Raw genomic sequence first — 12,573 nt, forward strand, 5'->3', positions numbered from 1 at the left:
TTTATAAGATTTGCGCTTTAGAGCTGCTCAACACTTTTGCTTTTAAGATTTTATTGCTTTCTAAATTCTTGGCTTGAATGATTTGATTAAGCGCGCCATTTTCTAGGGCTTTTAGGCTTATTTCTATGCTGATTTGCCTCTCTTCATACACCCCGGTGATGATGTCGTTTTTACGCACGATGATTAAGGCTTGGGTTTTATCCATGCTTAAAAGCGTGTTAGGGGGGATAAAATGTTTCGCGCTCACTTTATCGATCGCACCCTCTAATAAGGGGTTAGAAAGCGCGCCAAACAAAACGCGCTCTTTTTGAGTGTTATTAGCGGTGATGTTTTCATCTTTCTTAATCGCTCCTATGCTTTTAAAAGCCTGCATGCTGCCTATCACGCTATAACGCACCGGTAGGCGTAAATTAGGCTCATTTTCTAACCTTAAAAACACGACCCCATCTTTTTTAAGCTTGTTAGAAGCGTTTAATTCATAGCTTAAAATGGAAGCATGAGAAAAACGCTCCGGGATTTCTAAGTTAATGGTTTCAATTTCCAATTTTAAGTCTTGGTATTCTTTAAGGTAAGCTTCTTTAATCTCTGTTTTAAGCGCGTTCAAATCTAGGGCGAACAATGCGTTTAAACCTATCAAAAAAAGGGTTAAAATTTTCAAAACTCGTTATCCACTTTTTCTACAAATTTTTCTGAAATTTTATCATAGACATTCCCTCCGCAATTGATTTTCAAGCACACACCGCTCAAACCTTTTTCTACGCCTAAAACCCTCCCGGTGCCAAAAATCTTATGTTTGATCAAATCCCCCACTTTAATGGGCGTATCTTTTTGGTAATCGTGTTTAGGGGGTCTGTCTTGTTGGAGCAACTGGGCTTCTTCTAAAAACACAGAGGGCGAGCAAGAAATTTTCCTCCCAAAATACGAACGCTCTTTGACATAAGAGAGCTGCAATCCTTCTTTAGCCCTAGTGATCGCTACGTAAGCCAAGCGCCTTTCTTCTTCCAAATCGCTTTCTTGATTGAACCCCCTATGCGGGAAAAACCCTTCTTCTAACCCGATCACAAACACATGCTTAAACTCTAAGCCCTTACTCATATGCACGCTCATGCAGCTCACTTTTTGCGCGTTTTCTGTGTTATGGACATCTAACACGCTTTCATTCAAAAAATCCAATAAAGAATGCGTGGGGTTAGTTTTAAAATGCTCTTTCACTAAACTTAAAAGCTCTTTAACAAAGCCCTCCCTTTCTTCGTAATTGTCTTCTTTTTCATAGCTTTTTAAAAGGTTAGTCTCTTCTAAAAACCGCTCGCAAAACTCCTCTACTGAAATTTCAAAAGCCTCCCTCAAACGCCCTATCATGGCCATGAATTTCTTTAAAGCGTATTCGTTTTTAGGGTTGAGTTTGTCTTTAAACGCCCCAAGTTTTAACGCCTCTTCTAAATCCAAACCCTCTTCATCTAAAAGAGAAAAAATCCATTCTTGAGTGATCTTGCCAAGGCCTCTTGGGGGCTTGTTTAAAACGCGCTTAATAAAAAAGCGATCGTCTTTTTTCGCCACCACATGCATGAACGCCAAAGCGTCTTTAACCTCAGCTCTTTCATAAAAACTCACCGCACCAATGAGCCTATAAGGGATATTCAAAGCGTTCAAGCTCTCTTCAATGCTGCGGCTAAGCCCGTTTAAGCGGTACAAAATAGCGATATTTTCTAAATTTTCGCCTTTCTTTAAAAGGGCTTTGATTTGATAAGCCACATCCAGGCTCTCTTCTTTTTGCGTCAAATATTCCTTACAAACCACGCTTTTATGCGAGCCTTTGAAACTTTGAAGCGTTTTAATGTGGCGGTGTTGGTTATGGCTAATAAGGGAATTAGCACATGCTAAGATTTCAGCGCTAGAGCGATAATTGGTCTCTAATTTCACTATTTTAGCCCCTTTAAAATGCTTGGAAAAATTTAAAATATTAGAAATATCCGCCCCCCTAAAACCATAAATGCTCTGATCGTCATCGCCCACCACGCACAAATTATGGTGCGCGCAACTCAATTGCTTTAAAAACTCCAATTGCAAGGCGTTCGTGTCTTGATACTCATCTACCATAATATAATAATAGCGTTCGCTAACCTCTTTGGCGAGTTTTTCATTATCTTGTAAAATCTTAAGGCTTAAACAAAGCAAATCGTCAAAATCCACTAAATTGTCTTTTTTGAGCGCATTTTGATAAAGCTCATAGGCTTTATGACATTCGCTATCTTGCATGCTCAAATCCATCATGCCGTTTTTGATTTGAGAAATATTGGCTCTAAAGTTTGAAATTTTGAGCTGTTTGCACAGCGTTTTGACTTCATCGCTATCTAGCACCGAAAAATCGCACGCCCTTTTTAAAAGGCTCATGTGTTGCCTTAAAAACAGCAAACCAAAACGATGGAAAGTGCAAAGCAAGGGGGGGATAAACGCTTGGTTTTTTAATAATTTCAAAGCCCTTTCTTGCATTTCTTTACTCGCTTTATTGGTGAAAGTGAGCGTTAAAGTGTTCTCGCTAGGCACGCCACAAGCTCCAATCAAATACGCTAAACGGCTCGTTAAAGTCTTAGTCTTACCGCTCCCAGCTCCCGCTAAAATGAGCAATGGCCCTTGAATGTGGCTTGCGGCGATTTTTTGCACTCCGTTCAAATTGTCCAAAATGCTTTTTTCAAAACCCATTATTCTAAAAACTCGCCCTTTTCTTCTTGGTTTAAACGCTCTTTTAAAAGGTTAGTATCAATTTCAAAATCAAAATAAGGCGACGAAAAATCAGAGGTTTTAATGGCTAAAAAATGGTTTAGCGCTGATTTCAAGTCCCCCTTTCTTTGATACAACAACCCCAAAGCGTAACGGATATTTTCATTATTCGGATCGTCTAATTTCCCAAGCTCTAGCCATAAAGCGGCGTTATTGTAATTATTCTGTGCGATATAAGTCAAACCCGCTAGGATTTTTAAACGCACCTCATTATCCTTAAGCCCATCAATTAAGTTTTGATACAACGCACCCGCTTTTTCATACTGGCCTTGAAACAAACTCACTAACGCTAAATTTTCTAACCAATCGTTAGGGGCTTGGCCCTCTTCTAAACTGGCGATTTTTTGCTCTAATAATTTTTCTTGATGATCCAAATCATTGACCATAAATCCCATGTAAGTGTAGAAATGACGCCCTAAAATGGGCCCTTGCATGGTTTGATCCCAACTGATTTTATGCGAATCTAAAAGGGTGTAAATGCTTAAAGTGTGGCGGATACTCGCATCATAATACGAGACGATTTCATAAAAAATATTAGAGATGAGATCTTTAGGGAGCATTTTTTTTAAATTCCCAAAGGATTGCACCATCAATTTTTTATCCTTGCTCTCTTTAGCGAACACCGCTTCTAGCGCGTAATAAAAAGGGAGCTTTTTAGGGGCGTTTTTGAGCCAGTCCATATCCCAATTCGTGCGGTAATTCAAATAAGCGATGAGCGAAGAGAGTAAAGCTTTTTGCGTGGGACTAGAAAAATCCTGACTATAAAAATTCTCTGTGATTTCTCTTAAAAACTCCGTGGTGTCTTCGTGGGTGAAATGCGAGGCTAAAATCGCAAAAACCGCGCTCAAATAATCCGCAGAATTCAAATGGAAAGCCCTTAAAAAATGGAAATAAGCTTTGTGGTAATTTTCTAATTGCGCATAAATCAAGCCCGTATTATAATGGAGGAGCGCGTTATTGGGGCTATTTTTTAAAGACAAATCAAAAAAAGAAAGGGCTTTTTTTAACTGCTTGTTTTCTAACGCTTTCAGCCCTTTGAGCGCGTTTTTATCCGCTATCGCCATCAAACGCCCCCTTTTAAAAGCAAGGCTTGCCCCCTCTAAATCCTTTTGCGCTTCAGAATCCAAAAGAAACAGCCCCTCTTCAATCACGCCTAAGGTTTCTTTAGAGTCTAAAACCTTAAAAGGAGCGTAATAAAACAGCAAGCGGTAGATAAAATCCCTTTTGCCTTCAAAATATTGCGTGTTCCAAAAACGCTCTTTGGCCCTTTCTTTATCCAAAAAAACAGGGTTTATCGTGGGCTTGATGGGGTAAAAAGAGTTGGCTAGCACGCTATCTTCTTTTGTGTGGCTGGCTAATTTTAAGGCTTCGCTCGCTTTAAGGGTATCGCCCATTTTCAAACTCACCAATTCCAAAGCCATTAAAGCGTTTAAATCTTTAGGGTAGTTGTGCAAATAATGCTGCAAATGCTCCAAAGCCTGTTTGTAATGGCCCAAACGCGCCTGCAAAAGCCCTAAAGCAAGCTCATCTTGGGCGTTTGCGCTTTTTTGTAATTGCTTGTAAGCGTTCGTTTCATCTTTAAACATCAAAAACAATTTAGACGCTAAGCGCGCGTTAGGCTTTAAAAAGGCGTTGGAATTAGGGTGCATTAAAGGCGAAAGGGCTTCAAAATACTCTCCAGCATAATAGGATTTGAGCGCGTAAGCGTAGGAGTAAAAAGATTTTTTATAGTCTTTATACAAAGTGTCTCTTACAATTTTTAGATAATGATAATACAAATCCTCATCTTGCAAATGATAAGCGCTCACTAACGCATCAATCGCGCTCACGCTCGCGTTTTCTTTAGAAGCGATGCTAGAATCAAACAAATCCAACGCCCCATTAAAATCCTTTTCCTTAAACTTAATCACCCCTAAATTATGGCTCGCAATCCCTTGCGAAAAAGAAGCGGCCTTGTCAAACAAATGCAAAGCTTCATCTTTTTGCCCTTGCTCATACAAAAGGCTCGCTTTTTGCATCATCGCATCCACTTGATTCTCATCGCTTCGTTTGAGGGAGTCCTTGCCGATTAAATCGGGTAAGTCTAAATTCTCTATTTGCCCCTCGGCTTGCGCGTTGTTAGCGTTGTTGGTGTTATTAGGCGTTTCGTTATTAGTGGTGGCGGTATTAGTTTGTAAAGAAGCTGGTTGGCTTTCTTTTTTATGCCCTAGTAACAAGCTCAAAATTACAATGAGCGCGATGAGTGAAAGCAATATTCCAAGCGCGATATAAAGCTTTTTTTTATTGTGTAAAAGCTGTTTGAAAAACTCTTTAGAGCTTTTGATTTTACTAATCGTCTGCTCCAAAGCCTGCTTCAAAGAGGGGATTTTAGAATGAATGCCCTTTAAGGGGGTTTCTTTTTCGTTTTTATTTTCGCCCCCTTTTTCTTCTAATGAATTTTGCTCTTCATTCAGCACAAACTAGCCTTAAAGGTATTTTTCTAACGCCTTAGGAATGTGGATGCTCCCATCCTCTTGCTGGTGGTTTTCCATTAAAGCGACCATCGTCCTGCCTACCGCTAAAGAAGAGCCGTTTAAGATGTGTGCTAATTGGTTTTTTTGATTTTCTTTGAAGCGGATTTTGGCTCGCCTGGCTTGAAAATCCCTCGTGTTAGACACCGAGCTGATTTCTCGGTAGCAATTTTGCCCGGGCAGCCACACTTCAATATCTATCGTGTTGCTCGCGCTAAAGCCTAAATCCCCACTGCACAATTGCACAAACCGGTGCGGTAATTCCAAAGCCTTTAAAATCTCGCTCGCGCTCTCTAGCATATGCTCTTGCATGACATCGCTTTCTTTAGGGTGCGTGATAGCCACTAATTCTACTTTATCAAATTGGTGTTGTCTTATCATCCCCCTTGTATCCTTGCCCGCGCTCCCTGCTTCGCTCCTAAAACAAGGCGTGTGCGCGGTCATTTTAATGGGGAGGTTTTCAACGCTAATAATGGTGTCGTTGTATAAATTGGTGAGCGTTACTTCAGCGGTGGGGATCAAATACAAATTTTCATTTTCTATTTTAAAAACATCTTCTTTGAATTTGGGTAATTGCCCGGTCCCAAAAAGCATTTTTTCATTCACTAACGCCGGCGTGTAGATGATTTCAAAGCCATTTTTTTCATTAAAATCTAACATTAAATGAATGAGCGCGCGATAAATTTTAGCCCCAAAACCCCTGATGACAGAAAAACGGCTTTTAGCGAGTTTCACGCCGCTTTCAAAATCAATCCAGCCGTTTTTTTGAGCGAGTTCAAAATGCTCTTTGGGTTTGAAAGTGAAAACCCTTGGGGTTAAGATTTTTTTAATCTCTATATTGTCTTCTTCATTCGCACCTAAAGGGGTTTTTTCATCCACTAGATTGGGGATTATGGAAAGCTTTAAATCTATTTGTTGCTCCAATTCGCCCACGCTTTTGGAAAGCTCATTCAGTTTGATTTTATTGTTTTCTAGCTCTTTTTTGAGATCGCTTGTATCCGCTTTTTGAGCCATTTTGATACCAAATTCTTTAGAAACCTTGTTTTGAAAGGCTTGCAAGCTTTCTAATTCAATGAGTTGCTTTTTATAATGCGTGATGACTTCGCGCAAACGCTCCAATCCATCATCCATCGCATTATTACGCTTTTTTAAAGAAAGAGCCACCTTGTCAAAATCTTGCAATAAAAGTTTTCTATCAATCATTCAACCCTCTTTAATCGTTCTAAAATGCCACAATTTAGCCCATTCATCAATTTCATTTTTATCCATTTGAGCGCTCAAAGCCCCCATTTTACCCTCTAAAGAATCTTCAATGGTGCCATTAGGCAAGGCCACAAAACTATCCCCATAAAATTTCCACAAAAATTCGTTTTTTTGATCTTCTTCTACAATGATCTGGCGATACGCTCCGATCCTATTAGCCCTAACCACCACGCAAGAAGCGCAAAAAGCGCGCATCTGGCACAAAAGCCGCCACCTTTCATTGGATTCAAAAGTGGCCACGCTGCTTAAAAGCACCACATCCACGCCCTGATTTTTAGCCTGAACCCATATTTCATCAAAATGCGCTTCAAAGCCAAACAAAGGGGCGAATTTCAAGCCATCTCTTTCAAAGACTAATAATTCTTTAAAGGTGCTTTTTTCATTGTCAAAAAAGCTCTCTTCATCCCAGTGAGGATAGGGGATTAAGCGTTGTTGCGTGTAATATTGGATATTTTCTTTAGAAATGAGGGCGATTTTTTTATAGATTTTAGAATGTTCTTCTAAAAGCACCGGGGCTGAGATGATTAAGTCTAGCTCTTCGCATTTTTGCGATAAAAACTCAACCGCCTGCACAGACTGCGCGCTGATTTCATTCACATCCAATCCCATGTTATGGTGGAAAAAGGGGTTGATCACGTATTCAGGCAACACCACCACGCTTTGCTTGGGTATGGAGTTGAATAAGGATTGCATGAGAGTTTCTTTAAAAGACTCTAACTGCAAAGCAAACACTCGCATCCTTTAAGCCTTTTTGTCTGGCGTTTGGAGTTTTTCATACTCCAAATAAGCGTTTTCTAAAAGCTTTTGAGCCAAAAACAACTCTTGCATGGCCACTTTATACAAATCCATCCCGTCTTTTAAGGATAAATTGGGATCATTCAAGCGATCTATGGCTTGCTCTAGGGAATGAACATGCTCTTCAAAGCTTTTTTTAGGGGCGTTTTTAGCGTTTTTAGCGTTTTTTGGGGGGATTTTTTCGGTTTCAAATAATTCATCTTGCATGGCATTCCTTTAGCTTTTTCTAACAAGCATGGTCGTTGAAATTTGAGCGATAGAATCTTCAGTCCTTAAAATCTCAAACCCTGCGTTTTTTAATTCATGTTTCAAACCTTCTAAACTCAAAAACCCCTCAATGGATTGCGGTAAATAAGAATAAGCGCCATAATTCTTACTGATAGTCCCTCCCACTAAAGGCAAAACCTTATTCGTGTAAAACCCTGAGATTTTATCCAGCCATGTGGGGTTGTCTTTTTTTAAAAATTCTAAAATCACTAAAACGCCCCTAGGCTTTAACACCCTAAAAAACTCTTTTAAAGCTTCTTGTCTTTCCACGATATTACGCAAGCCATACGCAATGGAGAGGATATCCACGCTGTTATTTTCAACACCTTTTAAGTCTTTGGCTTGAGCTTGGATGAAAGAAGCTTTATTTTCAAGCTCTTCACATTTTTTAATGGCTAATTCAAGCATGTTATTAGAGGGGTCAATCCCCAAACATTCCTTAAACTCTATGCCGCAATGGAGAGCGCTTTTTTGCCAAGCCACAAGCATATCCCCCGTCCCGCATGCCACATCCACAAGCCTTAACGCTTTTTTATTCTCCAAAAACAAAAACGCATGCTCACAAGCCCTTTGGCGCCATTTAATGTCTAAGCCAAAACTTATCAAGCGGTTGGCTTGATCGTAAGAGCTGGCTATATCATCAAACATGTTGATGATTTTTTCTTGCTTGAGGTGCTTTTCTTTCTTCATGACTTTTCTTTTTTCATGGCTTGTCTTTAAAAAGGCTTGACAACCACTAAGATCACAATGAGAATCATTAAAATCGTGGGTATTTCATTAAACACACGATAAAACCTTGCGTTTCTTCTTGTGGGGTCTTTTTCTAGCTCGCGCATGCATTTTTTGCAATAAAAATGATAGGCTAAAAGTAAGATCACTAAAGCCAACTTAGCATGCAACCACCCCCCACTTTTAAAGAGTGTAGGCTCTATCAACAACATTAAAATCCCTGTGATAAGCGTGAAACCCATAGCCGGTGAAGCGATAAAGGAATAAAGCTTTTTTTCTTGGATTTTAACCACTCCTACAAACTCTTTTTTATGTGCGTTTTCTGCATGATAGACAAAAAGGCGCGGCAAATAAAATAACGCCGCCATCCACGAAATGACCGCTATCACATGGAAAGCCTTAACCCATAAAAAATACCCACTCAAAAATCCCATACCACTCTCCCTAATTTATCTTATTTTGCTGTAAAAACGCTTGCAAATTTTCTCTTTCGCCGCTGATTTCCACTTCCACGCTTTGGTTTGAAAAATTCTTTTTGCTTAATTGTAAGCTAAATTTCTTAATTTCACGCTGAAGAGCGTCTAATTCTTTGTAAGAATAATGAGCGCTTAAAGTTTCCAACTCCACAAAATCCTTCAAAGCGTTTTCTCTTTGAGCGTTTTCTACGCACAATAACGCGCTAGTGGCATAAGCTTTCATCAAGCCCCCAACCCCTAAAAGCGTGCCTCCAAAATAACGCACGCTCACTAATCCTATATTGATCAAATCCTTTCGCCTTAAAACGCTAAGCACAGGCATCCCTGAACTCCCTTTAGGCTCGCCATCATCGCTAAAACCCTCCGTGATTTTGCCCCCTAAAGAATAGCGGAACGCCGTTACAAAATGCGCGGCTTTAAAATGCTCTTTTTTCAATTGCAAAAGGGTTTTTTCAAAATCATCAAAAGGCATAAGATACCCTAAAAAACGAGACGCTTTAGTCTGGTGCTTGGAGGTGATGAGGTTTTTAAGCGTTTTCACAAGCTTTCTTTAAAGAGCTGAGTTTGAACACGCACCCTATAAAACTCACGATAAAAATCGCAATAAGCGCGTAAAAATGGATAGAAACATCTATAAATTCCGCATGCATTTGATTCAACCGCCCGAGCAAACTGATCCCATGATAAGCAGGCACTATTTGAACGAAAACCTGTAAATAAGAGGGCAAGGATTCAAAAGGCCACACAAAACCCATCATAAAAATCAAGGGCAAAGAAGAAATCAAAACGATTTGAGTGGTGTGGGCTTCATTTTTAATCCATGCCCCTAAAAACGACCCCAAACTCAAGGCCGCAAGCATGAAAATCAAGCTGTTCAAAAACACTATTAAAGCGCTTCCATGCCGTTCGATCCCATAAAAAGAAAACAGCGCCCCAAAATACCATAAAACAAAAACGCTAAACGCCCCCATGAACACCAAGAGTCTTGCGCACAGCCTTAAAGCGATTTGTTTCTTGTCTAAAAGGACTAATTCCAAACGCCTGGAGCTAGTAAACATGCTGCTTGCAATGAGCATCACCTGGTGCAAAATGAAAATAAACACGCTAGAGAGCGCGTAATTCAAATACCCCTCACTAGGGTTATACAAAGCGATAGGCCTGATTTTAATCCCATCTGTCCCTAATTCAGCTTCTTCTATTTGAGCGTTGCGTTTAAACCTTATTTCATCATTTAACGCATTGATGCTCTCCACCACCGCATTCGCTAACGCGCCATAGATCAAAAAGTAATTGGCGTTCGCATAAAAATCTATCGTTACAGGCACTTGTTTATGGATATTGGCTTCAAAATGCGAAGGGATATGCAAGATCCCATAAATTTTTTCTTCTTTTAAAAGCTTTTTAGCTTCCAGCATAGAGGGGCTAAAGAAAGCGATTTCTAACTCGTTGGAGCTTTGCGCCATGAAGGCTAATTGCCTAGAAAGGAAGGAATTGTCTTCATCTACAAGGGCGATTTTTTGCTGCGTTACAATGTCTTTCAAATAAGGCAAAGGATAAAGCAAGCCATAGATTAAAGGAGCGCCTATAAGGATCAATAAAACGCCCTTATGAGAAACAATAGCCCTTAATTCCATTAAAAGGATTTTAAAAAAATTCATGCGCTAGCCTTGTCTTTTTTAAAAGAAAAATAAAAAACCAAAAGCCCTAAAGCTAAAAAAATCAAAAAGAACACAAGCGGCATTAGAGAATGTAAAGACTCGGTAAAATCCGTCTTATAATAGGCCTCTTGTAAAAAGAACTTCATAAAATGGCTAATGGGCAAGCAATGGCTCCAGAAACTCCCAAAAATTTCCATGTTGTTTTGCGGGTAAGTCACCCCAGCAAACGCAAAGCTTGGAGCGGTATAGACCCCAATCGCGCCAGCGGTTTCAATAGCGCTTTTTGAAACGCCATAAACCAACACCACAAACCCGCTCATAATGAGCGTCATCAAGACTACCGCTAAAAAGACCAATGACAAATGCGCATAATGCCCCTCCATGCCAATGAAATTAAAATAAAACGCCATGCCCATCCCCCAAAAACTAAACACGCACACATTCGCTACAATACTGATCAAAAGCTCTCGCATGTTAGAGGTTTTTTGAATGAAATTGAGCATGCCAATCGCAATAAAAATGAGCCACATGCAAGGCAGCATCACGCTTAAAAGGTATTGCGTGTAATTGTTTTCTTCATTGTATAGGGCATGCAATTGCAAAACAATAGGCACCGCTTGGGCTTTAGCAGAAATCAAATTGGAATCTCGCACTAAAGCTTTGGTGGCTAAGGTTTTAGCGTCTAAAGTCAAAGCGGTTTGTAAAAAAGCGTTTTTGAGCGTTTTCCCCACTAAAACATATTCCGCATTATAATAAAAGGGCAAATCCACCTTTCGCCCCATTTTGATTTTTTTCTCTAAACCTTTAGGCAAAACCAACGCCCCATACACTTCAGCGGAGTTTAAAAAGCGTTTGGCTTCTAAAAGGCTAGCCACTTGGTATTTGATTTCAAGCGCGCTCGTTGCGCCTAATTCAAACGCTACCTGATGGCTTGTAGTGGTCTTATCCCAATCCACCACCACGATAGGGAGCTGTTTTGGGATTTCTTGCTTAAAGATTTGCATGCCTAAAACCCCTAAACAAAAAGGCAATATAAAACACACGATAAACAAGAACTTGTCTTGTAAAACCCATGCGCTTATCAATCTGAACAAAACAATCCTTTCTAAGGCTTAATGGTAACTAACACGCTCATCCCTACCCTAAAATTTTCCAACTCTTCTAAGGGTATGGCTTCCACTTCATAGCTTTTCATGTCGTAAGTGTTGGAATTATTCGTCGCTTTCCAAGTCGCAAAATCCCCCATCACGCTCAAATATTTGACCCTGAATTTCGCGCTTTTTTTCAACGCCGGGATATAACCTTCAAATTCCTTGCCCACCTTAAACTCGTTCAAATACTTTTCAGGCACGCTGATTTTTAACCAACTATCCTTTAAATCTATCATTAAAACCACAGGAAAGCCCTTAGGGCTAAGCTCGCCACCGCTTAAAAGCACGTTACTCACTTCCCCATCAATTGGGGCTGTCGCTTTGACATCTTTTAAATAAGACTCCACTTCATTCACTTGCCCTAAAGCCGCGCTCTCTTTAGCCTTAGCGGCAATCTTGCTTTCAGAGCTCGCCCCCCCTAAAGCCATTTTATACTTTTGGTAAGCCGCGCTCTCGTTGTATTTGGTGCTTTCATAAGCCGCATAGGCTTCATCGCGCTTTTGCAAGCTCGCCACGCCGTTATCATACAAATCTTGAACGCGCTTATAAGTCTCTTTGGCTAGAGTCGCTTGAGATTTTGCCGCTTGCCAAACGTCTCTTGCAGAATTGATCGTTTCGTCTCTTGAGCCTCTTTTGACTTCATCGCTAAGCGCTTTAGCGGCTTTATGCCCGGCTTCAGCTTGAGCGAGCTTGGCTTCTAATTCAGGGCTAGAAATGCTAAAAACCAAATCGCCCTTTTTAATGTGATCGCCTTTTTTAACAAACACCTTTTCAATGCGGCCGGGGACTTTGGAGCTCACGCTGTATTCTCTGGCTTCCAAAAACCCTTGCAACACTTCAGCCTTAGGGCGATAAGCTAAATAAAAAAGCACGATTAGCCCCAATAATAAAGCCCCACCCCCTGTAAGAATCGCTTTATTTTTATCCAACATGCTGTTTGACATGA

Annotated in this window: 12 protein-coding genes; all 12 read right to left on the bottom strand. The window is 40.3% G+C overall.

Annotated elements, in window-relative coordinates:
* Window position 1: 1 nt before the first annotated feature.
* The 12 genes from flgA to H7N69_RS00250 are packed head-to-tail and all read right to left on the bottom strand — an operon-like array spanning window position 2 to window position 12,571.
* The gene (gene flgA, locus H7N69_RS00195) at window positions 2–658 is read right to left on the bottom strand and encodes a flagellar basal body P-ring formation chaperone FlgA (protein WP_187884281.1); all 657 of its coding nucleotides are present in this window, start codon (window positions 656–658) and stop codon (window positions 2–4) included.
* Complete coding sequence (uvrD, locus tag H7N69_RS00200) at window positions 655–2,700, bottom strand: DNA helicase UvrD (RefSeq protein ID WP_187884283.1); 2,046 nt, start codon at window positions 2,698–2,700, stop codon at window positions 655–657. Before uvrD ends, flgA begins: the two co-directional genes overlap by 4 nt.
* The gene (locus H7N69_RS00205; RefSeq protein WP_187884285.1) at window positions 2,700–5,234 is read right to left on the bottom strand and encodes a tetratricopeptide repeat protein; all 2,535 of its coding nucleotides are present in this window, start codon (window positions 5,232–5,234) and stop codon (window positions 2,700–2,702) included. Before H7N69_RS00205 ends, uvrD begins: the two co-directional genes overlap by 1 nt.
* A gap of 9 nt (window positions 5,235–5,243) precedes the next feature.
* Window positions 5,244–6,491: a serine--tRNA ligase gene (gene serS / locus H7N69_RS00210; RefSeq protein WP_187884287.1), complete on the bottom strand. Its 1,248-nt coding sequence runs from the start codon at window positions 6,489–6,491 to the stop codon at window positions 5,244–5,246.
* On the bottom strand, window positions 6,492–7,289 hold the full coding sequence (locus tag H7N69_RS00215; RefSeq protein WP_187884288.1) for a carbon-nitrogen hydrolase family protein: 798 nt from the start codon (window positions 7,287–7,289) through the stop codon (window positions 6,492–6,494).
* A 3-nt stretch (window positions 7,290–7,292) separates the two neighbouring features.
* Window positions 7,293–7,553 carry an exodeoxyribonuclease VII small subunit gene (locus H7N69_RS00220; protein WP_187884290.1) on the bottom strand — a complete coding sequence of 87 codons (261 nt, stop codon included), beginning with the start codon at window positions 7,551–7,553 and terminating at the stop codon, window positions 7,293–7,295.
* A gap of 9 nt (window positions 7,554–7,562) precedes the next feature.
* Window positions 7,563–8,303 carry a bifunctional demethylmenaquinone methyltransferase/2-methoxy-6-polyprenyl-1,4-benzoquinol methylase UbiE gene (gene ubiE, locus H7N69_RS00225; protein WP_187884292.1) on the bottom strand — a complete coding sequence of 247 codons (741 nt, stop codon included), beginning with the start codon at window positions 8,301–8,303 and terminating at the stop codon, window positions 7,563–7,565.
* A 26-nt stretch (window positions 8,304–8,329) separates the two neighbouring features.
* Entirely contained in the window at window positions 8,330–8,776 is a 447-nt protein-coding gene (gene hemJ / locus H7N69_RS00230; RefSeq protein WP_000506512.1) for a protoporphyrinogen oxidase HemJ, read from the bottom strand.
* Window positions 8,777–8,786: 10 nt separating this feature from the next.
* Window positions 8,787–9,359 carry a YigZ family protein gene (locus tag H7N69_RS00235; RefSeq protein ID WP_187884294.1) on the bottom strand — a complete coding sequence of 191 codons (573 nt, stop codon included), beginning with the start codon at window positions 9,357–9,359 and terminating at the stop codon, window positions 8,787–8,789.
* Window positions 9,346–10,476 (bottom strand): ABC transporter permease, encoded by a 1,131-nt coding sequence (locus H7N69_RS00240; RefSeq protein WP_078252598.1) that lies wholly within the window; start codon window positions 10,474–10,476, stop codon window positions 9,346–9,348. Before H7N69_RS00240 ends, H7N69_RS00235 begins: the two co-directional genes overlap by 14 nt.
* A complete protein-coding gene (locus H7N69_RS00245; RefSeq protein ID WP_187884296.1) occupies window positions 10,473–11,570 on the bottom strand; it encodes an ABC transporter permease in 1,098 nt (365 codons plus the stop codon). The genes H7N69_RS00240 and H7N69_RS00245 overlap by 4 nt, the downstream gene beginning before the upstream one ends.
* 11 nt (window positions 11,571–11,581) lie before the next feature.
* Complete coding sequence (locus H7N69_RS00250) at window positions 11,582–12,571, bottom strand: HlyD family secretion protein (RefSeq protein WP_000071819.1); 990 nt, start codon at window positions 12,569–12,571, stop codon at window positions 11,582–11,584.
* Window positions 12,572–12,573: the final 2 nt, after the last annotated feature.

Origin of the sequence: Helicobacter pylori (assembly GCF_014497725.1) — a bacterium.
Lineage (GTDB): Bacteria > Campylobacterota > Campylobacteria > Campylobacterales > Helicobacteraceae > Helicobacter > Helicobacter pylori_DE.